We start from the raw sequence: 26,413 nt of genomic DNA on the forward strand, positions 1-26,413 counted from the left end.
GCCTGATTTTCGCATAACAAGGCAAGACAAGCTACAACTCTTTACTCTTTCTTACTACTAAACAATCTATTTTATCGAGATCTTCACTTCCTTCGTTATCCAATTAGGGTATCCGTTTAATCTCACATCAATTATGGTCTCTTCCGTATAAATGACCTTTTCAAATATTTGTAGGTCCCCCACCTGCTTCATCGCACTATCTAGTTGATTCTCAATCTCGTTTCCGTTCTGATCATATATTTGACCTAGTGGAAAATTAATATCTGCTACTGGCATCGTTAAAGCTAATTTGTTATTTTCATATTTCATGTCGATAAAAACCCCGTACGGATCATGCAAGATTTGCTCGTTTTCTAAATCGAGTCGTAAATAATTTTTTTCTTTTTCTACTGCTTGAATTTTAGAAAAAGCAAGTGTAAGATTATCTGGATTCTCAAAATAGTTACTTTGTAGGTACACTTTGTAGTTATTCTCTTCCATAGAACCACTAGCCGTAATACCGCCTGAAATCCCACTCCAGATTTCCCCGCTTTCGTTAACGATCGCTAAATCATCAATCGAAAAAATATGCATCGTATTACTTGGATCTGTTTGTAGCTTCACCTCCACACGTAATGGATGAATCGTTACTGATTCCACGTGAATCTTCTGATCGTCCACTTCAACTGTCTCATCAATGGAATAATACTTCGATTCTTTCGTTGCCAATGCTTCAAATGCTATTTCAAAAGTTTCCTCTACTTCCTCTCTACCGCTACTATTTTCCGCTACTATTTTCGTGGTAACCTTAAATTGATCAAAAGGTATTCGTTGTTCTGAGAATATTTCAACCACACCACTATACTCATCAAAGTTACCCTCTCCTGGCGAATAATAGGACATCGTATAGTCAGATAACTCTTGCCCTTCCCCGGATAGTATTTCAATTTCTTTTATTCTTAACTGTTCCCACGCTTTTTCGCTTTCGATTGTATAAAAGATTACCAAACCTTTTTCGTCTCGAATTACTCCATCAATAGTTAGGGCAAGCTCGTCTTTTTTCTCTGCTCTATTTAATATTTGATAATACTCATTTTCAATCGCCGCTTTCTGACCTTTATTAAACTGCACCAAAGAAATAAGCTTCTCCATCCCAGGAATGTTCTCCAATTGTTGCGCAAAAACGGGCGAGATATTTACTAATGTAATGACCGATAAAAAGAAGATTGCTGCAACAACTAACGTCCCGACACGATAGTGTACACGTTTCTTTTTTTGCTTAGCCTTATCTAGACCGATTTCCATTGCTTGATTCAATTCTAATTCTGTAACATCGAGCGCTTGATATTTGTTTCGCCATTCATTTAATTGTTCACTCATTGTAACACCTCTCCTTCATCTGCTAAATCAACTCTCAACATGGTTAATGCGCGATATAACCTCGTCTTCACCGTGCTTATCGGTAGATTCATTTGCTCTGCCAGCTCTGAAAATGTCATGTCGTGAAAATATTTTAAATAAATGAGTGCTTGATCATCTTGTTTTAATTGTTGAATGGCCTCTTCCAGCCAAATAAAAGTCGTATTATCGTATGTTGCTTCTTTAGCCAAGCTACGATCGTCGATCCAATGTTTTTCTTTCTTGATAACATCATTGCAATAGTTAATCATTATTCGAATCAGCCATGTTTTCACAAAACGCAACTCTCGTAATTGCTTCCGTTTCGTATACGCGCGATACGTTACTTCCTGGATCGCCTCAACTGCTCGTTCTTTGCTTTTCAAAAATGCCAGTGCTGTTCGATACAAATCGATTTTGTATTCTGATATAACTTGTATAAAAGCTTCATCATCCTTACGAAAATCTTTTTTCGTTATGTCGCCCACCAATGTCACTCCTCTCTATTTGTTTTCCTATTCATTAGACACGAGATTGGCAAATAAGTTTGCAAAAAAATAAAAAAATTTATTCTCTAATCAAAAATCCCGTGACATTGGTTTTCGGGTCTCACCCTTCCACGTCCATTTCTGGTGATTTTTTTGATTGTCTATCTATGTATTTGTTCGCGTCCTTGTAATGCCATTAAAAATAGCCTATACCCTAATAGAGTAAAAGCTATTTTACCGTGCAATCGCATTCCATTTTTTCTTACCTATTTACCCATGTGGTGGTTCCTCAAGAACAATTGTACAAGCAAAAAAGTCGTGAATCGAACGTCGATCTTCCCGATTAGCCACCATGAGGAGACTAACCATTCCAATGCCAATCATTGATAATGAAAAAGCGGAAAGTTCACGTAACAACATAATAGTTACAGTAACATCACTACCATCATCTTGAACAATTCTCACATTCATGATCTTTTTTCCTACCGTATAACCCTTCCAAATAACAGGTAGTATGATAAGGTAACTTAGAAAGAGGATTAGTACGATCGTTTGAGAAATAACTGTTATACCAAATACTAATACAATAAAAAGGTATAGCGGGACAAGTATAATAAGGTCATCTAAAAGAAGAGCACCAAATCTCGGTGCCATCCCCGCTAGCCGAAAATTCTCTACGATCTCCATTTCATCCATATGAACCCCTCCCAGAAACTTCACACGTACAATAATCATACTAATTAACAGGTTTTTACACAATTATTTTTTGCTAACATGGCTTTCCTTCCTATGGGATTCAATTACTAAGCCGCCACGGCGCTGGCAAAGCAAGTCTTTCCATTGGACGTTTATTCTCTTGTTCGTTAACGATATTTTCTAAAAATAACCGATGCCGATACAATGATTAAATAGATAACACTTGAAGTAACACTAGCTAAAACAACCCCTGTTAAGGCGATGTTCATCACGATGGATATAACGGAACTTATGACCGTGCCAATAACTAGTGATATCCCAGCCCATATTAGTACTTCTTTTAGAAAAAAGCTTTTTATCGCTTTTTCCGTCCAACCAACTACAAAGAACATGTGAAATTCGTCTTTACGTGCATAAATCAATCCTTGTATCGCCTCGAGCAGAACGAGTACACTTAACATAACAGTAGAAATGACAATGAGTATTCGGATAGATAAACCTTGATCGAAAACAAACATGCCCAGCGTTGTTTCCGTGGAGGTTGTCCATAGCTCATAAATGGAACCGATTTGTAAGTGTGTGATGCAAACTGCCAAGATTAACGCAAGCATGGTAGGTAGTAAAAGGTTTTTATAATAACGAATGCTGGCAAGCCATTTGTACTTATTGGAACGATCGTTTTGACGTGTATTCGAGTAAAATATCGTTGCAATTAGAATTATGCTGATAACCAAGAAGCAACCCAAGACGATAAGTGCCAATGAGCTTAACCTTAGACTAATAGCTAATCCCAAACTGAGTAAGATAGAGATGGATACGAGTAGGAGTTGCTCCATCATATTTTTGCTTCGTATCGTTCGCTGTTGCCATCCTAATGAAAGTAAAATATCATTCTCTTTATCTAAACGGTTACGTTCAAATCCCAGGTGACCAAAGAACCAAAAAAAGCCAAAAAGGCTAAACAAACCGATACTAAGTAACGTGTCTATCTCCCATGCGTTAGCCAATAATTGTGAGATACCTAATGTAGTCCAGGGAGAAACAACTTCTCCGATTCCTTCCACATTCATCTTTTCGCTTTTAAATGATGATCCTGCCACAATATCTACTACATACCCTGCATGTGATAATTCTGTTGCTAGTGATTCCATTCTTTCTTGCGCTTCCTTATTATATTTCGTTATGTGATTTAACTTAATTCTAATTGCATCAATAGGCTCGTCACCTTTTATCAGGCTAGCAGCTTCCATTGTCGTTACCCCGGCAGTTGGTGCGGCTAAAAAGCTTCCTGGCGTGATGGTAGGGGTTAACTCCTTACCATCCACCACTGTCTTCACTTCTTTCGTGCTATATATTCCGAGGGGACTCGAAGTTAAATCGTTCTCTTCTTCACCTGCTTGAAACGTCCCCATTTGCCATATCATAAAAGGTGCCTCCCAATCATATAAATAACTTTGGCCCGATTCTTCAACTCTTTTATACGCAGGTGGCGATCCTTCTTTTACAATTGGCACACTTATCTGATTGTTGTTAACAATATAATCGATTTTCGAAGCAGTATAGTATTTTCCAGAATCGTTATATAGCGTTCCTCCTTCCCCCTCTTTTAAAATTTCGATATTAAAATCCTCATCTAACTTTAAATGCGTACCATCAAAGGGACTTTGTAAATTTGTTAGGTCAAGATTGTAACTATCTTGAGGCACCCTTTTCACTGATTGCAAAAATTCGCTAAAATCTTGTAATTCATCTTGCTCTCGAAACTGCAGCTCATAACTAATTGTTTCATTTTCGGGTATATTAAATTGATCATATATTTCATCAAGCTTCATATCTAATTTTTCCACCGTTACATGTAAAGAAAGCGGAATACGAAAACTTTCCCGTTGTAGGATCGGTACTATTGGTGCATTTCCTCTAACTTCAGAGAAAGATTCGATTAAAAATTTTTCTTCTTCTGTATGTTCTCGAAATAGTTCAGAGAAGTCAATTCCTGTCAGTAAATGTTCACTTTTCGGATCAATAGCTGTTAATAAGTTATAATTTTGAGGATAAGAAACAGTCATTCCACCGTCAAATATACTTACGTCCATACTAAAGTCCGGATAAGTATCTTTCGAATATAGATAGTCGTTATCAATAAATTGAAAATAGTAGACACCACGGGGTGGAGTAACTGGATAGTCATTTACCCCATCACTTGTATAAAAGAGCCACTCAAAACGCGCAGGATAATCTAATGTGGGTAAGTCTATCGAAGCTGTGTTACTACAAAATAGCCTAAAGAAGCCACTGGAGCAGCAATCTCTACTTCTGGGTGATTTTTTATTTTTTCCCACTCTGCTATCGAGATTCCGCCTGTTCCATCCCCTATGTAATTTTCTTCTACCGTTTGTAAATGCTCTTCTATTATCGTTCTAGAACCTTCAGGCCTAACTAAGATATCATAGCTACCTCTGCTGTAGTTCTCCAAATTATCCATAACGATTACCTGTGTTTCTTTAGATGCCTGTATTCCATATGAAGTTAAGAGAAGGATTGTTGCCATGGCAATGATCGTTATTACTGATTTGAATTTCTGATTACGAATTCTCTTCCAACTTATCGCGAACATCCTTGACCCCCACCTCATTTAATGAGTGATTTTTCAACTCATATATTCTATCACCTTCCCTAGCTACTTCTTCATCATGAGTCACTACAATGATGGCGTGTTCTTTTTGCTTTAATGTATGCAAAATATGAAGAACTTGTCCTTTGTTATCGTTATCCAAGTTCCCGGTAGGTTCATCACAAATGATTAGTTTGGGATCATTAATTAATGCCCTCGCAATCGCTACTCTTTGTTTTTCCCCTCCAGATAAGGCCGAGGGTAATCGATGATAATACCCTTCACCTATACCTACTTGCTCTAGCAAACTTTTTGCTTTAGCTGTTAACTGTTCCTTTTTTTTATCCCTAGCTAACGGGAGAATAACATTTTCCAACACGCTATAATAGGGTAATAATTTAAAATCTTGAAAAACAAATCCGATATGTAGTCTTCTCACATTGGACCTTTCATCATTGGTTAATTGGTGAATTTCCATGCCATCCAATTCAATGGATCCTTGATCACCCCCCTGAATTCCCGCTATACAGTTTAAGAGCGTTGTTTTCCCTGCTCCAGATGGACCAACAATACTAACCCACTCTCCAACTCGCAACTGTAAAGAAATATTCCGAAACAAAACAACATCCGTGTGCTGTGATACACTTTTTTTGATATTAGTTAAGGTTAACAAAGCATAGATTCCTCCTTAAATAGAAGCATGAGTAAGATGAACAAATAGAAAATTACTCCGGAACGATACGGAATGTGTAAGCAGAAGTATGAGTTCATTAGAAGTAATAACTTAGAGGGGAACAGGTTCTTAGAAGTTGAGTATATTTCCGGAGTAGAAAAGACTTGATTTATATTGCTATGCACACACTGACCATTTTTGTATTTGTCTTGGTTAGTTAGGTGCGCTAATTTTTCCTGACATTGATGTAGTACCGTAACGCTTGTTACACTACTTTTAATATTCGGTGGTGGTGAATAAATGGACAACGGTATATATAAGAGAGAAATTTCACCCTCTTTTTTCCATTTTATGTACTATACAATGATACAGAAAAAAATGGAAAAAACAATGGATTTGATCGAATATTTTTAATTATTACATAAAGGGAAGCTGCAATCAGTGGGGTTTTTAGTTATTCCCCCACTGATTGTTAGCCTTAAAGGATGACCTAAAGGCCTTTGAACCCTTTGGGGTGCTAGCGTCCATTACTCCCACTTAAACAACTTGGGATTCTCCTTGTTTGGAAGTGGGAGTCTTACGGACGGTTGCTCCGGGATAAAGGAATCACGGTAAGCTTGCGAACCGATGATGACTTATCGTAGATTGCTTCGTGAAGTTGCCTAGTTTTTGGCGCTCGAATCTAGACGTGGCTATATCCTATAAGGGGAATTTATCCACAACTAACGAATGTTTTAATTTCCTAAATAACAAAAAAGCCTTCCGCAAAAGCGAAAAGCTAGTTTCCTTGCCATACTCTATGATGAAAGCCTTATTGATAACTCCGTTTAAACGTTTACCACCGTCATTTATAGAGTGAAACTTCAATCAATGGGGGTTTTTAGGTATTACCCACTGATTGGCCTTTGAACCATTCGGGGTGCTAGCGTCCGTTACTCCCACTTAAACCACTTGCTTTTCTCGTTGTTTTGAAGTCGGAGTCTTACGGACGATTGCTCCGGGATAAATCCTCACACCATTTCATCAACTCATCACATCATATTTCTCAATTAAGTTACTTAACTCTTGATTCAAGTGCGTAAGTTGTTCTGCAGATTCCGCAACATTTCCCATCACACGAACTTGTTCATCAATCGAAGAGGTAATTTCTTCAACCGATGCTGCTGTTTCTTCTGACACACTAGAAGCACTCTCTATTGCCGCACTCATTTCTTTATTATGATCTGTGATTGTATCAATCTCTTGCTTTACTAAGTTTAAGGAGCTAACAATGTCTTCAACAGAGAGGGATAGTTGACCAAACTTACTTCTCGTACTAATAACATCAGTGCTCAACTCTTCTGCTGTCTTCATCGTACCTTCTACTGTTTTCACTGTGCTAGCTGTTTCATTAACAATCGCAGAAACCACTGATTGTACTTGATGGGTCGCGCCCTTAGATTGCTCAGCTAATTTTCTGATCTCCTCTGCAACAACGGAGAACCCTTTACCATGCTCACCAGCACGTGCTGCCTCTATACTGGCGTTTAGTGCTAATAAATTCGTCTCTTCAGCAATATTCTCAATCGTATCCATCACTTTGGTAATTTCTTTCACTTTATCACTTAAATCCTTAATCTCATTGCTAACTTGCTGAGAAGCAGTTAAAGACTCGGCATTAGAAGTTTGGAGCCTTTCAATAATTTCACTTCCTTCTGTCGAAAGTGTTGCCGTCTTGGTCGTCAACGTGCTCATCTTTTCATTTTGCGATGCCATTGCAGTGATTGCTTTTGTCAAAAGATCTACTCGTGAGTTAATATCTTCAAGATCATTTGCTTGCTCTTGTGTCCCTGTGGCAATTTCGGCAATTGCTTCGCCAACTTCTTGACTACTAGCAGATGTTTCTTCAGATATAGCTGATAAATCAGTTGCTGAATCAAGTAGATGTGTACTTGTTTTTTGAACATTAGTAACTAAAGTCTTTAATTCCACCGACATTTTATTAAACGCTGTTGCTAATTGTCCAATTTCATCGCTAGATTCTTTAAGGTTTGTTTGATAGATCTTACCTTCCGCGATGTTATTTGACACATCTGCTACATTTTTTAACAGCTTAATTTTAGAGCGTGTTAAGAAATAAAACACCAATGTACTTAAAATGACCAATACAAATGTAGAAAGGAGAATAAAAGTAGATAGTGTGTTCAAGTCTTCATAAAATTCATCTTGAAAAACAACCATACCGATCGTCCAATCCCATGGTTCAAAATGTTGCATGTAAGCAGTCTTGTCTCGATAAGAACCATCTTCCTGTAAATCTGCATAGATCACATATTGATCTTCGATACCACTAGCTTGCCCAGCCGCCACCATCATGGCACGATTATTTCTCGTATGCTCATTGGGTGGTTCTTGGCCGACACGACTCGGGTGTATTTGTAACACATAATCTTGATCATAAGCTAATAAATAGCCATCTTGTTTATACGAAAATTGGGAGGATAAATAATCATAATTACCTTCTTCATTTACGGGACCACCTAAAACTAGCCGTGCTTGTTCTTGTGCTTCCTCTAATGAAAATATTCCTAATTCCACATTTTCATTCAAAAGCTCAAGGGATGCTAAAGAGCCGTCTACAATACTTTTCAAATCGCGTTCACCAGCTTCTAGCAATTGACTTCTTGCTATATAATAGCTTGTTGTTCCAACTAATGCTCCTGTAATGAGAATAATAACAGTAACAAGTAACATCAACTTTGTTGAGATTGAATGAAACATATTACTAAATTTCGACATCGTTTTTCCTCCTTTTAAGAAACCCTTTCTCTTTTTATCGACAAATTTAAACAAAATTCAATTCGTTTTCCCAATAAAAATCGACAATTATTTTCGGAGCTTTTTAAATAGGATATAAAACCCCTGCTTCTTTTCGAATGCAAGGGTTTTGTGCTGTGAATATAGGATCGTTTTGTTTAGTAATCGACTGTAAAAAATGCTTCAACATTTCCTATGAAAAATGTTTTACGTAACAAGCACATTGATGGATTCTATTCGTTTTTTCGCTAAATTGTTCAATATCGTCCCCAACATAATGAGCAAAGCTATTTACTAAAAATAAATCGGGAACCTTCGTGTGCATAATCTCATTCATTTGATTTCCTTTAAAATAGACATGATAATACGTTTCCGTCTGTGAAGAGTTCATTTTTTCATACCAATTTCGAACCCACTGGTCATCTCTTGTCCAGGCCTCGAAACGATTTAATTTGCGCTCTATCGCTCTTTTTTCCGCTTCTTTTAATAAGGCTTCTCCTATACCTCTTCTGTGATAGTCTGGGTGGATAGCAATATGAGAAATCATCCCCCCAAGTCCGCTTCCTTTAGAGCAAACGGTAGATTCCTCTTTTTCTTATTCAACATCAATTAGCCCAACAATTTGACCATTCAACTCTGCCACAAGTTTGATTGCAGGATTTTCATAATGTTCCTTCTTGTTTAACACATTATCAAATATGCAGTCTATAGAAGGATTAATTAATATTAATGATCCCAATACTGATATTTATAAAACTATATATAATGAAGGAATTAATCATTACAAAAACACTCATTAATACGAAAGACCACAAATGCTTTTAATTAATTTTTTCTAAAAGATCACTGTTTTCATAAAGTTTGTTGTTTTATAATAAAAATTATGATGTTTTAATTTGGAACAAGGTATTTTATGATTTAAGCAACTTCAGATAGATTCTATAGTAATTATGACTGTCGAAAAAAGGAGGAGTTGAATATGAATCTGTTATTGTTTATGGTTATTTTAATTTTTGTTATACCTATCTGTATTTTACTTCACGAGGTAGGTCATGGGATAGGAGTAATATCTTTTTCAAAATCTGATGTACATATCTATTTAGGGGTAATAAATGAGAATAATAAAGAAAACTTCAGGCTTGGAAGACTTCATTTTCACATTAAATGGGGTTTTGTAGGGTACGCCCATTGGGGTATGTTCTGTACTTATAGAGGATAATTATGTAAGTAATTAGTAAATAAAGGTGGTAACACGAGTTAAACCTCGTCCTTAGACATTACGTTTGTCTCAGAGCGAGGTTTTTTAATTTTTTTCCAGATAATCTTAGGGGGTATAATCTATTCTAATGTATTTAAATCAATGTTTATCTCGTCGCTTCGTTCATTTATAGCCTGGATTAACTCTGGCTCTGTCAATTCATCTAAACCAGTATCATCCAAAGGACTAACCTGTCTGACAAAGATATCGTCTACCTTATTGTACCTTCCTTGGGGACCACCGGTGCCCCCTAATACTTCGCCGAACTCGGAATCCACCTCATTTAAAAAGATAATATAGGTTTCTCCCACTTCAAATAATGGATCGTCATCAAATAGGAAATTTGGGCTTCCAGATTGAATGAAATTTATCTCTTCACCATAATCAAGGTTATCATAAAAATAATGGTTAATGGTTGCTTCATACTCTGTGAACTCAATAAACATATCTTCATCATATTCATGTTCTAAAACATCAACGATCTTAGTAACGGTGATATTTGCGATGATATCGGCTTCTTTAGCTGTTTGTTCAAGTGTGTATGTTGGTCGTGATGCATGCATAATTCTTGGCTCTGGATTCTCATCAGTCGATGCATTTTCAGGATTGTTGCATCCAACGAGTAACAATCCAACTACAAGAAAAACTAATAAGCTTCTTTTTCGCATAAATTAACCTCCTGATAAATTGTATTTATTGTGAATTTATCCAGTCGACTGCATTGAGTTCATCATAACTAGGCGTTTTTATCCAATTCGTTGTTGGGTCGGGACGCATAATTTGATAGGGATCATCAAAGTGTCCTAGCCCAAGCACGTGTCCAAACTCATGTGTTGCTACTGCATGTTGATCAGTAATGCTTAAATTCTGCATAAAATAATCATTGTAGATTATTCGCCATACTGTAACATATTGTCCACTAGTTGCTAAACGTTGGTACACAGCATACCAAGGAGATAACGAGGAATGAGTTCCTCCAATTGTATTTTGAGTATTAGTTCCTTCACTTAAAAAGACTTCACTTACTCCATTATTCCAACGACTACTTGCGGTATTGGTAATACTACGTTAATTTGTATTGTAATCATTTAGGGATGAGAGTTTTTCATATGGAATAACAAAACTTGCTCTTAACTCAGGACGATAACCCGAGTAAGTCCAATTTCCAACTGGCGGGTTATTAATTGTGTATGACGATACTTCATTTGTTAGAATGAATAATAATACTAAAGATAGTATAGTTGTAAATAACTTCTTATTGAATTTCAAAACTGATAATCTCCCTTCTAATATTAAGATTTAACGATTTAAATAAATAATAGAAATCATTGATCGTGATATTATAAGTTATGATTAACAAGCTCTGGGTGATTTGTGGAAACAACGGAATCCATAGTGAGGTAGCATTCTCAATTTGCGTCAGTGGGGAATAGTCATTTCATAAAGTGTTTACTACTTTTTATACAGGAAATTAAATCAATTCCTTCTTGAAATTATGTTACACATTATACATTAGTTTTAAAAAACATCAGCACCATCGACTGAATTAGTGTATTTTTAACAAAACTAGTTATAGTTCGACAAACAACTCAACTAAAGACTCTTTTCTTAAAATCTAGCTATTAATTTGACTTGGAAAGCCAGCAAAAAAATGTGTTTACTGGCGTTTAGTTTTGCTATTCAAAAATATTCAAATAAATATTTAGCTCTTCGTTCCGTTCAGGATTAATTCCCCCTTCAGTCAACCGTCTTAGACCGGTATCTCCTGTAGGAGTTAGCTGTCTTAAAAAATACATCATCTGATTTATTATACCTTCCTAACAGGCCGCCGGTCATAACCGAATTTGTTCCAAGGTTGGGGTGTTCATGATTATCTAAAAAAATATAGGTTTCGCCGACTTTGAGAAGTGGATCATCACCAAATCTCCAATTTGGTTCGCCAGCTTGTAAAACGTTTATTTCTTAATCGTAACCCGCCTTAATATAAAAAACTAACTAAAACATTTCCGACTAAGAAAGAAGCGAAACTTTGGGCTTTAGAAATGGAATTAGCGAAAGGGGAAGAAAAAGAACTTGCTCACAGAACAACGCCATTTGCAGAGTTCTTTGAGAATTGGATTTATCTTGTTAAGGTTAATGATGTCAAAGAAACGACATTTCAAAATTACATTCGTACTTTAGGGTTTATTAGAAACTTATTTCAGGATATCCAATTAAAAGATTTAAATGATATTGTTGTTCAGAAGAAAATTGATGAATATGCAAAAACCCACTCTCTCAAGACAACACATGAAGTGCTGCTTAAAATTAAAACATCTTTACGCGATGCATATGCTCGTGGTTATATTGCAAACGACTTTGCACCATTAGTAAAAACACGTGGTGTAAATCCACCAAAGCGAAACAGATCTTTATCTATTACGGATTTTAAAAGCTACGTAATTACGTTTTACAGCATCCAGAAGACGAATTAAACTTACTTGTATTACTTGCATTAGAAACAGGTATGCGACGTGGAGAACTACTAGCAATACGACCAGGGATCCTTTATGAATACGGAATGAAAGTTAGAAATTCCATCCGCCCTACTTCTGATGACACTTCGCTAAAGACACAAATTGCAAAATGTGATGTTTCTATTAACAAAGAAGTATATGAACTCATTCGTAAAATTCCTGTTAAAGAGAATGGTTATATTTTCAACTTTGGAGGTTTTAAACAGTCGGAACAATTAGCGGAGAGTTATTGAAGAAATTAGATATTAAGAAAACAACGTTTCACGGTTTAAGAGATACCCACGCGTCATTTTTATTTGCTCAAGACATAGATATTACTTATGTATCGAAACGGTTAGGACATATTAACATCCAAACCACACAAAATTATTATCTGGAATTAATGCCAGAAAAAAAACACCAGCAAGATGCTGATGCTTTAAATCTGTTAAATGCTTTATAAGATTAACGTTAATTTGCACCAACTTGCACCAAAAAACCTTTGCAAACGTTGGTATATCAACAAACCTATTAACGTTTTGAGAACTGAGGAGCTCTACGCGCGCCTTTAAGACCGTATTTTTTACGTTCCTTCATACGAGCGTCACGTGTTAAGAATCCAGCGCGTTTTAATACTGCGCGGTATTCTGGGTCTGCTTCTAATAAAGCACGTGCTACACCATGACGAATTGCACCAGCTTGTCCGGTGAATCCTCCACCATGTACGTTAACTAATACATCATAGCTACCTTCAGTTTCTGTTGCAGCTAATGGTTGTTTGATGATCGTACGTAGCGTTTCGTATGGGAAGTAGTCTTCCGCATCACGATTATTTACAGTAATACGTCCAGTTCCTGGTACTAAACGTACACGAGCAGTTGAACTTTTACGGCGTCCGGTACCGTAGTATTGTACTTGTGCCACTATTCGTTACCTCCTTTTAATTATCCGCGAAGTTCGTAAACTTCTGGTTTTTGTGCTTGATGATTGTGTTCTGATCCTTTAAATACGTGCAATTTCTTGCCCATTTTACGACCAAGGCTACCTTTTGGAAGCATGCCTTTAATAGTAAGTTCTAACATTTTTTCTGAATGGTTTTCACGCATTTCACCAGCCGTACGTGCTTTAAGCCCGCCTGGGTGGTTGGAGTGACGGTAATACATTTTATCGTTCAATTTATTACCTGTTAATTCGATTTTTTCCGCATTAATAATAATTACATGATCACCAGTGTCTACATGCGGTGTATACGTTGGTTTATGCTTGCCACGAAGGATGGAAGCTACTTCACTTGCTAAACGTCCAAGTGTTTGGCCTTCTGCATCAACTACAAGCCATTTGCGTTCAATGTTCGTTTCATTTGCCATGAAAGTTGTGCGCATGGTTCTTACCTCCTGTATATAAAATTCATCTTGTCTTGTTCATTTCCAAATACTATGAGTCGTTTGGTTTGATCTTATATTCTACACAATTAACTTTCCGGGGCTAATCGTGGTATAGAAATAAAATGCCATAAACCATCATATAATAACTACAGTCTAATGTCAACAGCTGTTCACCCGGTTACGTTGTTTTTTATGAAAAAAATCAACGATTTAGTGAAAATCAGACTGATAGTGTACTTTACTTAAGTATAAACCTTGAGGTGGCACGGTTTTACCCGCTTCCGCCCTTTGTTTACTATCTATAATCCTCTTCAACTTTTCAGCAGGATAACGACCTGTTCCGATCTCAAGTATAGTACCAACAATAATCCGTACCATATTATATAAAAAACCGTTGCCAGTGAACGTAAAAACGATCTTTCCTTCTTCCTTTTCGCATGATGCATGATAGATTTCTCGTACTTTACTTCCCTTGACCCCTGCCTTCGCTGCACAAAAGGCAGAAAAATCATGTTCTCCGATGAGATACTCGCAAGCCTTCTGCATTGCTTCGATGTCTAGTTTCCCTCTCACGTGATAATTGTAATTCCGCTGAAAAGGATCATGTTCCCGCTGATTGAACACCAAATAACGATATGTTTTTGCGGTTACATCATAACGAGCATGAAAATCATCTGCCACTTGCTTCACTTCTTTAACCAAAATATCATCTGGCAATAAAGCATTCAAGGCTCGCTTCCAGTTCTCAATCGGTATCGTTAACGTTGTATCAAAGTGAAACGTTTGGCCTACAGCGTGTACCCTCGCATCGGTTCGACCTGATGCTGTAATCAGAACAGACTTTCCTTTATGGATCATCTTCAATGCTTGTTCGATCGTCGATTGGATCGTTACTTTATTCGGTTGGACTTGATAACCAGCATAGTTTGTCCCGTCATAGCTGATCACGCATAAGTAGCGCATAGCTCCTTACCCCTTTAACTTCTTAATAAAAATAGCACGACAATAACGAAGGCGAATAATCCAAGTGCGATTATATCTTGCTTTCTAATCACTAGCTCCCGCAGTTTCGATCTTCCTTCTCCACCACGGTAACCTCTAGCCTCCATTGCCATCGCAAGATCTTCCGCTCGCTTAAATGCACTAACAAAAAGAGGGACCAATAAAGGTACAACCGCTTGAATTCGATCTTTTAGAGGGCCTGTTTTAAAATCCACCCCTCTAGATGCTTGAGCCTTCGATATTTTTTCTGTTTCCTGCATTAAGGTTGGGATAAATCGTAAAGAAATAGACATCATTAATGCTAACTCATGAACAGGAAACTTAATTTTCTTTAATGGGTGCAATAAACTTTCGATAGCATCGGTAATTTCAATCGGTGTTGTCGTTAACGTAAGTAAAGAAGTCACTAAAATCAGTAAAAAGAATCGCAACGAAATGGAAAAACCTTGAATAAGTGCACCGCTATAGATTGGGAAGGTAAAAACCTCAAATAATACCGTTCCTTCTCTTGTAACAATCAAATGTAAGACAAAGGTGAATATAATTAAAAACCAGACCGGTGTTAGTCCTTTCGCGATGAATCTAGCTTTTATTTTAGTAGATGCAGCTGTTGCAATCGCAAATAAGGTTAGCCAACCATAGCTTAAAGCTGTATTTGCGAAGAACACGAATACAACAAAGCAAAAAATGATCACGATTTTTATTCGTGGGTCTAATCGATGAATCCAAGAATCACCAGGGACATATTGCCCAATAATGATGGAGTTAGACATATTTCTGCTCTCCTTTCAGAATTTCTTGCATCAGACGCGCTAATTCTGTTAAGGTTTGTCCTTGATAAGGAATGGTTTGACCAAACTTGGCTTCAAAGGCTTGCAAAAATTGAATCACTTCGGGCACGTCGAGTTGAACTTGTTGAAGCTTGTCCTTCTCAACAAAAACCTCGTGTGGTAATCCTTCCATATACTTTTGACCATGATCCATGATAATCACATGGTCTGCATACTTCAAAGCATCTTCCATACTATGTGTTACAAGAATTGTTGTTAGGTTTTTCTTTTTATGCAACGTTGCAAACATATCCATAATCTCTTGTTGCCCTTTTGGATCTAGACCGGCTGTTGGCTCATCCAAAACGAGAACAGATGGCTCCAATGCCAAAACACCCGCAATAGCAACACGGCGCATCTGACCACCACTTAAATCGAATGGCGAACGATCCAACAAGGTTAAAGGTAAATGAACTGCCTCCATCAAAATAGGAATGCGACGATTAATTTCCTCTTCGTCTACACCAAAGTTTTTCGGGCCAAAGGCAATGTCTTTCGCAATCGTCTCTTCAAATAATTGATGTTCTGGATATTGGAAGACAATTCCTACTTGTCGACGCAATGCTTTTACTTTCGCGATTTTTTCTTCTGCACGAATATGATAGTCACCAATCTTGATCTCCCCTTTTGTCGGGCGCAGTAATCCATTTAAGTGTTGAATTAAAGTAGACTTCCCAGAACCCGTATGGCCAACGATAGCTACAAAAGAACCAGAATCAATCTGAAATGACAAGTCGATTAATGCTTTGTGTTCAAAAGGACTATTCGGTTGATACGTATAGCTTACTTCGTTAAATGATATGTCCATAGTGATTCTAATAGCTCCTTCTGATGTAATGGTTGTTGATCAAGTTTCACGTCGATCGCAATTAGTTCATTTGCTAACTTAGCAACAAACGGTACGTCCAATCCGATTGCTCTCAAATCCTTCTCTTTTGTAAAAACTTCACGAGGGAGCGCTTCTAACCATATCTCTCCTGCATTCATCACAATCACTCGATCTGCTTTTGTTATCTCATTTAAATCGTGTGTAATGGTTATCAAAGTTAGCGATTGCGATTCCCTTACTTGATTGATCGTTGCAAGTATTTCCTTTCTCCCTTTTGGGTCTAGCATTGCAGTAGCCTCATCCAAGATCATCACATGTGGAGATACAGCTAACACGCCTGCAATGGCAACGCGTTGTTTTTGCCCACCAGAGAGTCGGTGTGGTTCATGAAGAAGGTAATCACTCATTCGAACAGCTTCTAAGCTTTGTTCAATTCTCTTGAGCATTTCGTTACGCTCAACACCTCGATTCTCCAGTCCAAACGCAACATCGTCTCTGACGGTTGTGCCGACAAACTGGTTATCTGGGTTTTGAAAAACCATCCCAACATTTGTTCTTACATCCCAAATCGATTCCTCTGTTACTGGAATCCCATCTACAATAATCTCTCCCTTGTCAGGAAATAATAGTCCATTCATCAATTTTGCAATCGTCGACTTACCCGAACCGTTATGACCGATGATTGCCACCCACTCATCAGAAGCGATTGTAAAGCTTACGTTTTTCAACACCCAATCTTCTGTTTCACTATAACGAAAATAAACATTTCTAAATTCGACCCTATGTTTCAGCATTATAAACCCCCAGATATGTTAAATTATTTCCCCGGAAATGATCAATATCATTGAGGGAATATTTATTCGCTATTCTAGCTATTCATTTTAACATAATTCATTCCCTGACAAAGAAAATATTATATTATCTTACACTTGAAAAAGTCGTTCACCACCATATTGGCAGCAAACGACCGTGCTTCATGCATTGGCTTTCTTACACTAGCAAAAAAGGGCTTGGATTCACCTCAGATCGAGATTCAGTCCTGCCCTTACCCTTACATTATTAAGTTATACTAACTCAATAATCGCCATTTTCGCTCCATCACCACGACGTGGTCCAAGCTTTAAGACACGTGTGTAACCACCTTGGCGGTCTTCATAACGTGTAGCGATATCATTGAAAAGTTTTTGAACTGCATCTTCTGTTTCGCTAGCATCTTTTTTGTAAAGAAATGCTGCTGCTTGACGACGAGCATGAAGATCTCCACGCTTACCAAGCGTAATCATTTTTTCGACTGTTGAACGAAGCTCTTTTGCTTTCGCTTCTGTTGTTTCAAGACGTTCATGAATAATCAAATCAGTAGCAAGATTTCTTAGTAATGCTAAACGAGCATCTGTTGTTCGTCCTAGTTTTCTAGCCATAGATTATCCCTCCTTTTTCGGAATCTATCAAGGTTTAATATGACTACTCTTCTTTACGTAATCCTAGTCCTAAATCCACTAGCTTGTGCTTAACCTCTTCTAGAGATTTACGTCCTAAATTGCGCACTTTCATCATATCATCTTCTGATTTATTCGCAAGTTCCTGCACGGTATTAATACCGGCACGTTTTAAACAGTTATAAGAACGAACGGATAAATCTAGTTCTTCAATTGTCATTTCTAACACTTTTTCTTTTTGATCTTCTTCTTTTTCAATCATGATTTCAGCGTTTTGCGCTTCATCTGTAAGACCCACAAAAATATTCAAGTGTTCTGTGTAAATTTTCGCACCTAATGAAACTGCTTCTTCTGGACGAATGCTTCCGTCTGTCCAAACATCTAATGTCAATTTATCATAATTGGTAATTTGTCCGACACGTGTGTTTTCCACTTGGAATGTAGCACGTGACACGGGGGTGAAAATAGAGTCGACTGGAATAACACCAATTGGTTGATCATCATGATTGTTAGAATCAGCCGGGCGGTAACCTCGACCACGTTCGGCAGTCATTTTCATGCGTAAAGTTGCATTACTTCCTAATGTGGCAATATGGAGATCTGGATTTAAGATTTCTACATCACTATCATAAGTAATATCCGCAGCTGTTACAAGACCTTCTCCTTGTACATCAATCTCTAGCGTTTTCTGCTCTTCTGAGTAGATTTTTAATGCTAGTTTTTTTAGGTTAAGGATGATCGTTGTCACATCTTCAACAACGCCTTCAATCGTTGAGAACTCATGAAGCGCGCCATCAATCTGGACGGATGTTACCGCAGCCCCTGGAAGTGAGGATAATAGGATACGACGCAAGGAGTTTCCTAGTGTAGTTCCATATCCACGTTCTAGCGGTTCTACGACAAACTTTCCAAATGTAGCATCATCATTGATTTCTACAATTTCAATCTTTGGCTTTTCAATCTCGATCATTAATAAAACCCTCCTTCGAACGTCGAAACCCCGGTTAGACATTTGTCTAACCGAAATTCCTCAGGTAGGCAGTTCCCGTTTCTGCACTATGTTCTATTCGTATATTTTACGTCTGTCTGTTCGATGCTGTTGAGAATGGTCAAAATAGATGTTAATTATCTGAATTTCGGACGTTCTACTTTAAGCTATCATAATCCATTATAGACAGGCTGATGAAATCTATACGGATAAAATTATACACGACGACGTTTTGGTGGGCGACAACCATTGTGAGGAACTGGTGTTACGTCAACAATGGCAGTAACTTCTAATCCTGCCGCTTGAAGTGAACGAATTGCTGCTTCACGTCCTGCTCCAGGTCCTTTAACGGTAACTTCTAATGTTTTTAAGCCGTGTTCTTGCGCACCTTTTGCAGCTGTTTCAGCAGCCATTTGGGCAGCGAATGGCGTTGATTTACGTGATCCTCTGAAACCTAGTGCTCCTGCACTGCTCCAGCTAATCGCGTTACCTTGAACATCTGTAATCGTTACAATTGTATTGTTAAAAGTTGAACGAATATGTGCTATACCAGTGTCAATATTCTTTTTCACACGTTTTTTACGTGTATTCGTTTTACGAGCCATTAGAATAATAAACCTCCTTTAATGCTTATTTCTTTTTGTTTGCAACTGCTCTACTTGGGCCTTTACGTGTACGAGCGTTATTCTTCGTTTTCTGTCCGCGAACTGGTAGTCCTCTACGGTGACGAAGCCCTCTGTATGAGCCGATTTCGATTAAACGCTTGATGTTTAATGATACTTCACGACGAAGATCCCCTTCAGTTGTATATTCGCCAACTGCTGTACGAATGCGACCTAATTCATCTTCTGTTAAGTCACGAACTCGTGTATCTTCTGATACGCCAGCTTCTTTTAGGATTTCTTTCGCTGTTGAACTACCAACACCATAAATATAAGTTAATGAAATTACTACACGTTTCTCACGTGGAACATCAATACCTGCAATACGTGCCATTCTCGCCTTGCACCTCCTTATTGATTAACCTTGTTTTTGTTTATGCTTCGGGTTTTCGCAGATTACCATAACTTTTCCGTTACGACGAATAACCTTACATTTTTCGCATATTGGTTTTACAGATGGTCTTACCTTCATCATCCATACCTCCTCTAGTATCGGAGCTTATCATTATTTATAACGGTACGTAATACGTCCTCTAGTTAAATCGTACGGAGAAAGTTCAACCGTTACTTTGTCTCCTGGTAAGATTCGAATAAAGTGCATACGGATCTTTCCTGAAACATGAGCTAAAACGGTATGACCATTCTCTAATTCAACTTTAAACATTGCGTTCGGTAATGTGTCAGTAACAGTACCTTCTACTTCAATTGCATCGTCTTTCGCCATCGAGTTGATCTCCCTTCTTCACATTAGTCACTACCTCATTGACAAACTTTGATATAGCAAAACGCAGCTTACCATTTGTAACGCGACCAGTTTCCAGAAGGCTATTTTGAACCTCAGGAGAAACAAAATCCATCGGAATAATATGATTGAAATTTTTCTTCTTCGGCCGATCATATTTTCGTTTTTCTCCATCTGCAAGCAGAACAAAACGATCATCGACAATGTTAATGACAATGGCATATTGACCTGCTTCTCGTCCTTGCAAGATTTGAACAACTTGCCCTATCTCGGGACGCGACTCCGTATCATTCAAACATGATCACCTTCACTTAAGTTCTTGTTATCATTTAACATAACCAACTTATCCATTGTAAAACATGTTCAAAACGAGCATTAATTTTACCATGTTATGTGACAACCGTCCAATTATCCGCAAAAGTAGCTGCCTGACAAATTCCTTAATTACCAATGAAACATTGGATTTTCATGATCGATCATTTGCACTTTGATTTCAGCAGATGGAAATCATATGCGATATATTGGAAAGGCGGGCACCTGGTTTTGCTTGATTGAGACTTGCTTAATGAGATCTTAGTCTCTCTCATTTATGAAATAAGTGATCGAATCGTATGTTCTTGTTATATGAGCTTTACGGTATCGATCCTTAATTCGTTTATTTGGTGCAAATGCTACCACGATACTTTTTACTTTCTTATCCTGTATAAAACGGCTTTAAAAAAGAGTGATTCTCGTGGTAATAATTTTGCACGGTATAAGTCTATGCATATGTTTGAAGAATTTGATCAACATCTTCGAACACAGCATCAATGTCCTGTTCGCCATTTACGGAGACAAGATATCCCTTGTCATGATAGAAGTCAATTAGCGGTTGTGCTTGTTCTACGTTTACTTCTAATCGTTTAGTAACCGTTTCTGGACGATCATCCTCACGTTGGATTAACGTTGCACCATCGTGATCACATTTTCCATCCACTTTCGGAGGATTGTAATCGACATGATACGTAGCACCACATGTAGGACAGATTCTTCGACCGGTTAAACGATCTACTAATTTCTCTGTAGGTACATCTACATGAAGAACAGATTGTAAAGAACGCCCCATGTCTGATAGAAGGTTTTCTAGAGCCTCTGCTTGCGCAATTGTTCTAGGAAAACCATCTAACAAGAAACCTTTATCACAATCGGGTTTGCTTAATCGCTCCCGAACAATACCGATAGTGACTTCGTCAGGAACAAGTTCCCCTTGATCCATAAATGATTTTGCTTTTTTTCCGAGATCTGTTCCTTCCTTAATTGCTAATCGGAACATATCACCAGTTGAAATATGAGGGATCTGATATTTTTCTACGATTTTTTCAGCCTGTGTGCCTTTTCCAGCCCCAGGTAGACCCATAAGAATCAAATTCACTGCAATTCCCCTCGCTCTCGTCATTCCATAACAAATCAAGTGATTCGCTACTATTTAATAAAACCTTTATAGTGTCGTTTTACTAATTGGCTTTCCAATTGTTTCATTGTTTGTAGAGCTACCCCTACGACAATCAAGATACTTGTTCCACCAATTTGAATGGACTGTGGCAGATTAGCAATACTACCCAAAGCGAGTGGCAGCACAGCTACAGCTGCTAAGAAAAGTGAGCCCACAAAAGTTAAACGGTATAGTACACGCGTTAAGTATATTTCGGTTTTATTTCCAGGTCTTATCCCAGGAATATATCCACCTTGCTTTTTCAGATTCTCTGCCATTTGTTCAGGGTTTGATTGAACGAATGTGTAAAAATAAGAAAATGCAATAATCAACGCGACATAGATTACCATACCAATTGGTTGTGTGTAATCAAAAGTGGTTTCAATCGCATTAGCAAATCCTCCATCAAAGAATCCAGCTATCGTTCTCGGTGCCATAATAAACGAAACAGCAAAGATTACTGGAATAACTCCTGCTGTATTAACCTTTAAAGGCAAGTGTGTCGATTGACCACCGACTGATGAACGATTAACTAAGCGCTTTGCGTACTGGATGGGTATTTTTCTTAGTGCTTGTTGAATAAAAATAACACCAACCGTTACGGCAAGAACAACTAATGCAATTAAGGTAACAATGACAATGTTAATGAATAAATCATCACCTGTATTGCCACCAAAATATTGTTCATATATTTGATTCAGGTTGTTCGGGATTGCTGCAACAATTCCGGCAAAGATAATGATTGAGATTCCATTTCCCACACCGTGTGTAGTAATCTGTTCCCCGAGCCACATTAAAAATGCAGTACCCGCAGTTAAGACAATGGATATAATAATGAACTTTCCAACAGTAGGGTCTGCAATTAGACCACCACCTGCCATCGCATTAAATCCAATCGCCATAGCGATTGCTTGAATAAAAGCTAAGACAATTGTTGCATAACGGGTGAATTGAGCTAACTTTCTTCGACCAACTTCCCCTTGTTTCTTCCATTCAGCAAACTTTGGCACGATATCCATTTGCAGAAGTTGCATGATGATGGAAGCTGTAATGTAAGGCATAATCCCCATTGCAAGAATAGAGAAATTCTGTAATGCCCCGCCTCCAAATGTATTCAAAAATCCAAACACGTTTTGTTGATCATTCATAAAACCAATTGCTTCTCGATCTGTAAACGGAACAGGAATAAATGTACCGAGTCGGAATACAATTAGCATTAATAGCGTGAAAACAATTTTGTCTCTGATATCCTTGACACGTACGAAGTTGGAGATTGTACGGAACATTAAATCACCTCAGTTTGACCGCCCGCTGCCTCAATAGCTTCTTTAGCAGAAGCTGAGAACTTGTGAGCTTTTACAGTAAGTTTCTTTTCCACAGTACCATTTCCAAGAACTTTAATGCCGGCTTTTAGCTTGCTTACTAAACCTGTTTCAAGTAATAGCTCCGGTGTTACTTCTGTACCTTCTTCAAAACTATTTAATTTTGATAAATTAACTACTGCATATTCTTTACGGTGAATATTTGTAAAACCGCGTTTTGGTAAACGTTGGAACAATGGCATTTGCCCACCTTCGAATCCTGGACGAACACCGCCACCTGAACGAGAGTTTTGACCTTTATGTCCTCGACCAGATGTTTTACCGTTACCAGAGGACATTCCACGACCTACACGATTTCGCTCTTTACGAGCTTGTGATGGCTTCAATTCATGAAGTTTCATGCGAGCACCTCCTCTTTGCGCTAATGTGATTATAATTCTTTGACCGCTACTAAATGTGATACTTTATTAATAATACCTCGAACCGCAGGCGTATCTTCACGGACAACTGATTGGTTTATTTTGTTTAAGCCTAATGCTTTGACAGTTTGTTTCTGTGTTTCCGTTCTGCCAATAACACTGCGCGTGAGGGTAATTTCTAACTTATTAGCCATATGATTTCCCTCCCTATCCTAACAGTTCTTCTACTGATTTACCACGTAGTTTCGCTACTTCTTCAGCAGGTTTTAAGTCATTTAGTCCACTGATTGTCGCACGAACCATGTTGATTGGTGTGTTCGATCCTAATGATTTAGAAAGGATATCACCTACACCAGCAAGTTCAAGTACAGCACGAACTGGTCCACCAGCGATAACTCCAGTACCTTCAACAGCTGGTTTCAACAAGATGCTTCCTGCACCAAAGCGTCCAGTTGTTTCATGTGGAATAGAAGTTCCTACGATTGGTACTTTAATTAAGTTTTTCTTCGCATCGTCGATTGCTTTTTTGATCGCATCTGGTACTTCTTGTGCTTTACCAGTACCAAATCCTACATGACCGTTCTTGTCTCCGACTACTACTAATGCGGCAAAACGGAAACGACGTCCACCTTTTACTACTTTAGCTACACGGTTAATCGTAACTACGCGTTCTTCTAAGTCTAATTTATTCGGGTCGATATGAGTACGCAATATATGTCCCTCCTTTTACTATTAAAATTCAAGACCTGCCTCGCGGGCAGCATCTGCTAATGCTTTGATACGTCCGTGATATAAATATCCTCCACGGTCGAATACTACGTTTTTGTGGCCTTTATCTAATGCGCGTTTCGCAATTAATTCTCCAACTAATTTTGATGCTTCAACATTTCCGGTTGTGTCATTGTTGAATTCTTTATCAACAGTTGACGCACTTGCAAATGTTACACCATTTACGTCATCAATTAATTGTGCATAAATGTGTTTATTTGAACGGTATACGTTTAAACGAGGACGCTCGGCAGTACCGAATAGGTTCTTGCGCACGCGTAAATGTCTCTTTTTACGTACCACATTTTTATCTGGCTTTGTGATCATCTAGGTCACTCCTTTCTGATACCTAACTAACCTTGTTTAGTAGAAATAAGGTTAACTTGCCTTATTTAGCTGTTTTACCTTCTTTACGACGAACATATTCGCCTTCATAACGAATTCCTTTACCTTTATAAGGCTCAGGTTTACGAATCGCACGAATGTTTGCTGCAACAGCACCTACCAATTCTTTATCAATACCTTTTACGACTACTTTTGTGTTTGCTGGGACTTCAATTTCAATTCCAGCAGGAGTATCGATTTCAACTGGGTGAGAGTAACCTGCATTCACCACAAGTTTGTTACCTTGTTTTTGAGCACGGTAACCAACCCCTTGAATTTCAAGTGCTTTTTCAAATCCTTTGTGTACACCTTCAACCATATTTGCAACTAGGCTTCGAGTAGTACCATGTAAAGCACGGTGTGTTTTACTATCAGTTGGTCTTGCTACTGTTAATTCGTTACCATCGATGTTGATTGTCATATCCTCGTGAAGTTGGCGAGTTAATTCTCCTTTTGGACCTTTAACTGTCACCTTGTTGTTGTCATTTTTAACTTCAACACCTTCAGGGATTTCAATAATCTTAAGACCTATACGAGACATCTATCTGGCACCTCCTATCTTATTGAAAAAATTATTACCAAACGTATGCTAGCACTTCTCCACCAATAGCTTGTTCCCGTGCTTCTTTGTCTGATAGAATACCTTTTGAAGTTGATACGATCGCGATTCCTAAGCCGTTAAGTACTTTTGGTAGTTCACCAGCTTTCGCATAAACACGCAATCCTGGCTTACTAATTCGTTTAAGTCCAGTAATAACACGCTCATCGTTTGTACCATACTTTAAGAAAATACGAAGTACACCTTGTTTATTATCTTCTACGAATTCATAATCGCGTACAAATCCCTCACGTTTTAAAATATCTGCAATCTCTTTTTTCACTGTTGATGCAGGAAGCTCTAGCTTCTCATGGCGGACCGTATTTGCGTTACGAATACGAGTTAACATATCTGCAATTGGATCTGTCATAACCATTAAATATTACCTCCTTCCCTTATCGGGTTTTACCAGCTTGCTTTTTTGACACCAGGAATTTGACCTTTATAGGCAAGTTCGCGGAAACAAATACGGCAAAGTTTAAATTTACGAATTACAGAATGTGGACGCCCACAACGTTCGCAACGAGTATACTCTTGAACTTTAAACTTTGGTGTGCGTTGTTGTTTCGCAATCATAGATTTTTTAGCCACTATTTTCCCTCCTTGTATTAGCGGTCGCGCTTATTTTTGGAAAGGCATGCCAAGTTGAGTTAACAATTCGCGTGCTTCTTCGTCAGTGTTAGCAGTTGTAACGATAACGATATCCATCCCACGAACTTTACTTACTTGATCATAATCTACTTCTGGGAAAATCAATTGTTCTTTAACACCTAATGTATAGTTTCCACGACCATCAAATGCTTTGTTTGAGATACCACGGAAGTCACGTACACGTGGAAGTGATACATCAACAAGTTTTTGAAGAAACTCATACATACGCTCTCCACGAAGGGTTACTTTTGCCCCGATTGGCATACCCTCGCGCAAACGAAAACCTGCAATTGATTTTTTTGCTTTTGTGATTAGTGGTTGTTGACCTGAGATGAGTGCCAATTCCTCCACTGCACTATCCATTGCTTTTGAGTTTTGTACAGCATCTCCAACACCCATATTAATTACGATTTTTTCTACCTTTGGTACTTGCATTACAGAATCATAATTGAACTTTTCTACTAATGATGACACGATGTCATTTTTATATTTACTCTTTAGTTCGTTCATCGAGTAGGCCTCCTTTCGTCGC

Annotated in this window: 37 protein-coding genes; 4 read left to right on the forward strand and 33 right to left on the reverse strand. The window is 38.0% G+C overall.

All coding sequences use genetic code 11. The annotated features are described in order from the left end of the window. Window positions 1-66 precede the first annotated feature (66 nt). The 8 genes from OWO01_RS09385 to OWO01_RS09420 all read right to left on the reverse strand — a co-directional run bounded on the left by OWO01_RS09385 (window position 67) and on the right by OWO01_RS09420 (window position 9,188). On the reverse strand, window positions 67-1,359 hold the full coding sequence (locus OWO01_RS09385) for a DUF4179 domain-containing protein (RefSeq protein WP_268780200.1): 1,293 nt from the start codon (window positions 1,357-1,359) through the stop codon (window positions 67-69). Next, entirely contained in the window at window positions 1,356-1,865 is a 510-nt protein-coding gene (locus OWO01_RS09390; RefSeq protein WP_268780201.1) for a sigma-70 family RNA polymerase sigma factor, read from the reverse strand. Before OWO01_RS09390 ends, OWO01_RS09385 begins: the two co-directional genes overlap by 4 nt. A 270-nt stretch (window positions 1,866-2,135) precedes the next feature. Then, a complete protein-coding gene (locus OWO01_RS09395) occupies window positions 2,136-2,561 on the reverse strand; it encodes an RDD family protein (RefSeq protein ID WP_268780202.1) in 426 nt (141 codons plus the stop codon). A gap of 167 nt (window positions 2,562-2,728) precedes the next feature. Next, window positions 2,729-4,654 (reverse strand): ABC transporter permease, encoded by a 1,926-nt coding sequence (locus OWO01_RS09400; RefSeq protein WP_268780203.1) that lies wholly within the window; start codon window positions 4,652-4,654, stop codon window positions 2,729-2,731. A 158-nt stretch (window positions 4,655-4,812) separates the two neighbouring features. Continuing rightward, window positions 4,813-5,175, reverse strand: a complete 363-nt coding sequence (locus OWO01_RS09405) for a hypothetical protein (RefSeq protein ID WP_268780204.1) — start codon at window positions 5,173-5,175, stop codon at window positions 4,813-4,815. Further along, a complete protein-coding gene (locus OWO01_RS09410) occupies window positions 5,144-5,845 on the reverse strand; it encodes an ABC transporter ATP-binding protein (protein ID WP_268780205.1) in 702 nt (233 codons plus the stop codon). Before OWO01_RS09410 ends, OWO01_RS09405 begins: the two co-directional genes overlap by 32 nt. Window positions 5,846-6,868: 1,023 nt before the next feature. Further along, the gene (locus OWO01_RS09415) at window positions 6,869-8,623 is read right to left on the reverse strand and encodes a methyl-accepting chemotaxis protein (protein WP_268780206.1); all 1,755 of its coding nucleotides are present in this window, start codon (window positions 8,621-8,623) and stop codon (window positions 6,869-6,871) included. Between the two features lie 211 nt (window positions 8,624-8,834). Further along, window positions 8,835-9,188: a GNAT family N-acetyltransferase gene (locus OWO01_RS09420; RefSeq protein WP_268780207.1), complete on the reverse strand. Its 354-nt coding sequence runs from the start codon at window positions 9,186-9,188 to the stop codon at window positions 8,835-8,837. Window positions 9,189-9,620: 432 nt separating this feature from the next. Between OWO01_RS09420 and OWO01_RS09425 the strand changes: the two genes are divergently transcribed. Beyond that, window positions 9,621-9,860, forward strand: a complete 240-nt coding sequence (locus tag OWO01_RS09425; protein WP_268780208.1) for a hypothetical protein — start codon at window positions 9,621-9,623, stop codon at window positions 9,858-9,860. Window positions 9,861-9,979: 119 nt separating this feature from the next. Here the strand turns inward: OWO01_RS09425 and OWO01_RS09430 are convergent, their stop codons facing one another. Continuing rightward, a complete protein-coding gene (locus OWO01_RS09430; RefSeq protein WP_268780209.1) occupies window positions 9,980-10,567 on the reverse strand; it encodes a hypothetical protein in 588 nt (195 codons plus the stop codon). A 25-nt stretch (window positions 10,568-10,592) separates the two neighbouring features. After that, window positions 10,593-10,841 carry a matrixin family metalloprotease gene (locus OWO01_RS09435; protein ID WP_268780210.1) on the reverse strand — a complete coding sequence of 83 codons (249 nt, stop codon included), beginning with the start codon at window positions 10,839-10,841 and terminating at the stop codon, window positions 10,593-10,595. Between the two features lie 1,100 nt (window positions 10,842-11,941). Between OWO01_RS09435 and OWO01_RS09440 the strand changes: the two genes are divergently transcribed. From OWO01_RS09440 to OWO01_RS09450, 3 genes are read left to right on the forward strand one after another with little or no spacing between them, the layout of a single operon-like run. Continuing rightward, window positions 11,942-12,373, forward strand: a complete 432-nt coding sequence (locus OWO01_RS09440) for a tyrosine-type recombinase/integrase (protein WP_268780211.1) — start codon at window positions 11,942-11,944, stop codon at window positions 12,371-12,373. A 32-nt stretch (window positions 12,374-12,405) separates the two neighbouring features. Next, the gene (locus tag OWO01_RS09445) at window positions 12,406-12,648 is read left to right on the forward strand and encodes a hypothetical protein (RefSeq protein ID WP_268780212.1); all 243 of its coding nucleotides are present in this window, start codon (window positions 12,406-12,408) and stop codon (window positions 12,646-12,648) included. Next, window positions 12,645-12,857, forward strand: coding sequence for a tyrosine-type recombinase/integrase (locus tag OWO01_RS09450; RefSeq protein ID WP_268780213.1), 213 nt, complete (start codon window positions 12,645-12,647; stop codon window positions 12,855-12,857). The genes OWO01_RS09445 and OWO01_RS09450 overlap by 4 nt, the downstream gene beginning before the upstream one ends. Before the next feature lie 68 nt (window positions 12,858-12,925). On the opposite strand, the gene rpsI is transcribed toward OWO01_RS09450, so the two are convergent. The 23 genes from rpsI to rplE form a co-directional block, all read right to left on the reverse strand. After that, window positions 12,926-13,318, reverse strand: a complete 393-nt coding sequence (gene rpsI, locus OWO01_RS09455; RefSeq protein ID WP_268780214.1) for a 30S ribosomal protein S9 — start codon at window positions 13,316-13,318, stop codon at window positions 12,926-12,928. 20 nt (window positions 13,319-13,338) lie between these two features. Beyond that, the gene (rplM, locus tag OWO01_RS09460) at window positions 13,339-13,776 is read right to left on the reverse strand and encodes a 50S ribosomal protein L13 (RefSeq protein ID WP_268780215.1); all 438 of its coding nucleotides are present in this window, start codon (window positions 13,774-13,776) and stop codon (window positions 13,339-13,341) included. Window positions 13,777-13,989: 213 nt separating this feature from the next. Beyond that, window positions 13,990-14,742, reverse strand: a complete 753-nt coding sequence (truA, locus tag OWO01_RS09465; RefSeq protein WP_268780216.1) for a tRNA pseudouridine(38-40) synthase TruA — start codon at window positions 14,740-14,742, stop codon at window positions 13,990-13,992. Window positions 14,743-14,756: 14 nt separating this feature from the next. Continuing rightward, on the reverse strand, window positions 14,757-15,554 hold the full coding sequence (locus tag OWO01_RS09470; RefSeq protein ID WP_268780217.1) for an energy-coupling factor transporter transmembrane component T family protein: 798 nt from the start codon (window positions 15,552-15,554) through the stop codon (window positions 14,757-14,759). Beyond that, on the reverse strand, window positions 15,547-16,419 hold the full coding sequence (locus tag OWO01_RS09475; RefSeq protein ID WP_268780218.1) for an energy-coupling factor ABC transporter ATP-binding protein: 873 nt from the start codon (window positions 16,417-16,419) through the stop codon (window positions 15,547-15,549). Before OWO01_RS09475 ends, OWO01_RS09470 begins: the two co-directional genes overlap by 8 nt. After that, window positions 16,395-17,234 carry an energy-coupling factor ABC transporter ATP-binding protein gene (locus tag OWO01_RS09480; protein WP_268780219.1) on the reverse strand — a complete coding sequence of 280 codons (840 nt, stop codon included), beginning with the start codon at window positions 17,232-17,234 and terminating at the stop codon, window positions 16,395-16,397. Before OWO01_RS09480 ends, OWO01_RS09475 begins: the two co-directional genes overlap by 25 nt. A gap of 270 nt (window positions 17,235-17,504) precedes the next feature. After that, entirely contained in the window at window positions 17,505-17,858 is a 354-nt protein-coding gene (rplQ, locus tag OWO01_RS09485; protein ID WP_268780220.1) for a 50S ribosomal protein L17, read from the reverse strand. A gap of 43 nt (window positions 17,859-17,901) precedes the next feature. After that, window positions 17,902-18,846: a DNA-directed RNA polymerase subunit alpha gene (locus OWO01_RS09490; protein ID WP_268780221.1), complete on the reverse strand. Its 945-nt coding sequence runs from the start codon at window positions 18,844-18,846 to the stop codon at window positions 17,902-17,904. Window positions 18,847-19,079: 233 nt separating this feature from the next. Then, window positions 19,080-19,469, reverse strand: a complete 390-nt coding sequence (gene rpsK / locus OWO01_RS09495; protein ID WP_268780222.1) for a 30S ribosomal protein S11 — start codon at window positions 19,467-19,469, stop codon at window positions 19,080-19,082. A 25-nt stretch (window positions 19,470-19,494) separates the two neighbouring features. Next, window positions 19,495-19,860 carry a 30S ribosomal protein S13 gene (gene rpsM, locus OWO01_RS09500; RefSeq protein WP_268780223.1) on the reverse strand — a complete coding sequence of 122 codons (366 nt, stop codon included), beginning with the start codon at window positions 19,858-19,860 and terminating at the stop codon, window positions 19,495-19,497. Window positions 19,861-19,884: 24 nt separating this feature from the next. Continuing rightward, window positions 19,885-19,998: a 50S ribosomal protein L36 gene (gene rpmJ, locus OWO01_RS09505; protein ID WP_017473641.1), complete on the reverse strand. Its 114-nt coding sequence runs from the start codon at window positions 19,996-19,998 to the stop codon at window positions 19,885-19,887. A 33-nt stretch (window positions 19,999-20,031) separates the two neighbouring features. After that, window positions 20,032-20,250, reverse strand: coding sequence for a translation initiation factor IF-1 (gene infA, locus OWO01_RS09510; RefSeq protein WP_003464670.1), 219 nt, complete (start codon window positions 20,248-20,250; stop codon window positions 20,032-20,034). After that, a complete protein-coding gene (locus OWO01_RS09515) occupies window positions 20,228-20,563 on the reverse strand; it encodes a KOW domain-containing RNA-binding protein (protein ID WP_268780224.1) in 336 nt (111 codons plus the stop codon). Before OWO01_RS09515 ends, infA begins: the two co-directional genes overlap by 23 nt. 465 nt (window positions 20,564-21,028) lie before the next feature. Next, window positions 21,029-21,679: an adenylate kinase gene (locus OWO01_RS09520; protein WP_268780225.1), complete on the reverse strand. Its 651-nt coding sequence runs from the start codon at window positions 21,677-21,679 to the stop codon at window positions 21,029-21,031. Window positions 21,680-21,729: 50 nt separating this feature from the next. Next, entirely contained in the window at window positions 21,730-23,025 is a 1,296-nt protein-coding gene (gene secY, locus OWO01_RS09525; protein WP_268780226.1) for a preprotein translocase subunit SecY, read from the reverse strand. Further along, the gene (gene rplO / locus OWO01_RS09530; protein WP_268780227.1) at window positions 23,025-23,462 is read right to left on the reverse strand and encodes a 50S ribosomal protein L15; all 438 of its coding nucleotides are present in this window, start codon (window positions 23,460-23,462) and stop codon (window positions 23,025-23,027) included. Before rplO ends, secY begins: the two co-directional genes overlap by 1 nt. A 29-nt stretch (window positions 23,463-23,491) precedes the next feature. Further along, window positions 23,492-23,674 (reverse strand): 50S ribosomal protein L30, encoded by a 183-nt coding sequence (rpmD, locus tag OWO01_RS09535; RefSeq protein ID WP_268780228.1) that lies wholly within the window; start codon window positions 23,672-23,674, stop codon window positions 23,492-23,494. A 13-nt stretch (window positions 23,675-23,687) separates the two neighbouring features. Then, complete coding sequence (rpsE, locus tag OWO01_RS09540; RefSeq protein ID WP_268780229.1) at window positions 23,688-24,191, reverse strand: 30S ribosomal protein S5; 504 nt, start codon at window positions 24,189-24,191, stop codon at window positions 23,688-23,690. Between the two features lie 21 nt (window positions 24,192-24,212). After that, complete coding sequence (gene rplR, locus OWO01_RS09545) at window positions 24,213-24,575, reverse strand: 50S ribosomal protein L18 (RefSeq protein WP_268780230.1); 363 nt, start codon at window positions 24,573-24,575, stop codon at window positions 24,213-24,215. 61 nt (window positions 24,576-24,636) lie between these two features. After that, window positions 24,637-25,173 (reverse strand): 50S ribosomal protein L6, encoded by a 537-nt coding sequence (rplF, locus tag OWO01_RS09550; protein ID WP_268780231.1) that lies wholly within the window; start codon window positions 25,171-25,173, stop codon window positions 24,637-24,639. Window positions 25,174-25,207: 34 nt separating this feature from the next. Beyond that, window positions 25,208-25,606 (reverse strand): 30S ribosomal protein S8, encoded by a 399-nt coding sequence (gene rpsH / locus OWO01_RS09555; protein WP_268780232.1) that lies wholly within the window; start codon window positions 25,604-25,606, stop codon window positions 25,208-25,210. A 29-nt stretch (window positions 25,607-25,635) separates the two neighbouring features. Beyond that, the gene (gene rpsN, locus OWO01_RS09560) at window positions 25,636-25,821 is read right to left on the reverse strand and encodes a 30S ribosomal protein S14 (RefSeq protein ID WP_003156488.1); all 186 of its coding nucleotides are present in this window, start codon (window positions 25,819-25,821) and stop codon (window positions 25,636-25,638) included. A 30-nt stretch (window positions 25,822-25,851) separates the two neighbouring features. Continuing rightward, entirely contained in the window at window positions 25,852-26,391 is a 540-nt protein-coding gene (gene rplE, locus OWO01_RS09565) for a 50S ribosomal protein L5 (protein ID WP_268780233.1), read from the reverse strand. Window positions 26,392-26,413: the final 22 nt, after the last annotated feature.

It is taken from the genome of Natronobacillus azotifigens, assembly GCF_026805325.1.
Taxonomy (GTDB): domain Bacteria; phylum Bacillota; class Bacilli; order Bacillales; family Amphibacillaceae; genus Natronobacillus; species Natronobacillus azotifigens.

What these genes read in the sequence shown, in the direction of transcription:
- OWO01_RS09395 (WP_268780202.1), bottom strand. Translation starts at nt 2,561, where the DNA reads ATGGATGAAATGGAGATCGTAGAGAATTTTCGGCTAGCGGGGATGGCA.
- OWO01_RS09445 (WP_268780212.1), top strand. Translation starts at nt 12,406, where the DNA reads ATGCGACGTGGAGAACTACTAGCAATACGACCAGGGATCCTTTATGAA.
- rpsM (WP_268780223.1), bottom strand. Translation starts at nt 19,860, where the DNA reads ATGGCACGTATTGCAGGTATTGATGTTCCACGTGAGAAACGTGTAGTA.
- rpsK (WP_268780222.1), bottom strand. Translation starts at nt 19,469, where the DNA reads ATGGCTCGTAAAACGAATACACGTAAAAAACGTGTGAAAAAGAATATT.
- rplR (WP_268780230.1), bottom strand. Translation starts at nt 24,575, where the DNA reads ATGATCACAAAGCCAGATAAAAATGTGGTACGTAAAAAGAGACATTTA.
- OWO01_RS09420 (WP_268780207.1), bottom strand. Translation starts at nt 9,188, where the DNA reads ATGATTTCTCATATTGCTATCCACCCAGACTATCACAGAAGAGGTATA.
- OWO01_RS09425 (WP_268780208.1), top strand. Translation starts at nt 9,621, where the DNA reads ATGAATCTGTTATTGTTTATGGTTATTTTAATTTTTGTTATACCTATC.
- OWO01_RS09400 (WP_268780203.1), bottom strand. Translation starts at nt 4,654, where the DNA reads ATGGACGTAAGTATATTTGACGGTGGAATGACTGTTTCTTATCCTCAA.
- rpmD (WP_268780228.1), bottom strand. Translation starts at nt 23,674, where the DNA reads ATGGCTAATAAGTTAGAAATTACCCTCACGCGCAGTGTTATTGGCAGA.
- OWO01_RS09430 (WP_268780209.1), bottom strand. Translation starts at nt 10,567, where the DNA reads ATGCGAAAAAGAAGCTTATTAGTTTTTCTTGTAGTTGGATTGTTACTC.
- OWO01_RS09490 (WP_268780221.1), bottom strand. Translation starts at nt 18,846, where the DNA reads ATGATCGAGATTGAAAAGCCAAAGATTGAAATTGTAGAAATCAATGAT.
- OWO01_RS09385 (WP_268780200.1), bottom strand. Translation starts at nt 1,359, where the DNA reads ATGAGTGAACAATTAAATGAATGGCGAAACAAATATCAAGCGCTCGAT.
- rpsH (WP_268780232.1), bottom strand. Translation starts at nt 25,606, where the DNA reads ATGGTTATGACAGATCCAATTGCAGATATGTTAACTCGTATTCGTAAC.
- rplQ (WP_268780220.1), bottom strand. Translation starts at nt 17,858, where the DNA reads ATGGCTAGAAAACTAGGACGAACAACAGATGCTCGTTTAGCATTACTA.
- truA (WP_268780216.1), bottom strand. Translation starts at nt 14,742, where the DNA reads ATGCGCTACTTATGCGTGATCAGCTATGACGGGACAAACTATGCTGGT.
- OWO01_RS09440 (WP_268780211.1), top strand. Translation starts at nt 11,942, where the DNA reads ATGGAATTAGCGAAAGGGGAAGAAAAAGAACTTGCTCACAGAACAACG.
- OWO01_RS09475 (WP_268780218.1), bottom strand. Translation starts at nt 16,419, where the DNA reads ATGGACATATCATTTAACGAAGTAAGCTATACGTATCAACCGAATAGT.
- secY (WP_268780226.1), bottom strand. Translation starts at nt 23,025, where the DNA reads ATGTTCCGTACAATCTCCAACTTCGTACGTGTCAAGGATATCAGAGAC.
- OWO01_RS09415 (WP_268780206.1), bottom strand. Translation starts at nt 8,623, where the DNA reads ATGTCGAAATTTAGTAATATGTTTCATTCAATCTCAACAAAGTTGATG.
- rplO (WP_268780227.1), bottom strand. Translation starts at nt 23,462, where the DNA reads ATGAAACTTCATGAATTGAAGCCATCACAAGCTCGTAAAGAGCGAAAT.
- rpmJ (WP_017473641.1), bottom strand. Translation starts at nt 19,998, where the DNA reads ATGAAGGTAAGACCATCTGTAAAACCAATATGCGAAAAATGTAAGGTT.
- rplF (WP_268780231.1), bottom strand. Translation starts at nt 25,173, where the DNA reads ATGTCTCGTATAGGTCTTAAGATTATTGAAATCCCTGAAGGTGTTGAA.
- OWO01_RS09480 (WP_268780219.1), bottom strand. Translation starts at nt 17,234, where the DNA reads ATGCTGAAACATAGGGTCGAATTTAGAAATGTTTATTTTCGTTATAGT.
- rplE (WP_268780233.1), bottom strand. Translation starts at nt 26,391, where the DNA reads ATGAACGAACTAAAGAGTAAATATAAAAATGACATCGTGTCATCATTA.
- rplM (WP_268780215.1), bottom strand. Translation starts at nt 13,776, where the DNA reads ATGCGCACAACTTTCATGGCAAATGAAACGAACATTGAACGCAAATGG.
- OWO01_RS09470 (WP_268780217.1), bottom strand. Translation starts at nt 15,554, where the DNA reads ATGTCTAACTCCATCATTATTGGGCAATATGTCCCTGGTGATTCTTGG.
- OWO01_RS09405 (WP_268780204.1), bottom strand. Translation starts at nt 5,175, where the DNA reads ATGTTCGCGATAAGTTGGAAGAGAATTCGTAATCAGAAATTCAAATCA.
- infA (WP_003464670.1), bottom strand. Translation starts at nt 20,250, where the DNA reads ATGGCGAAAGACGATGCAATTGAAGTAGAAGGTACTGTTACTGACACA.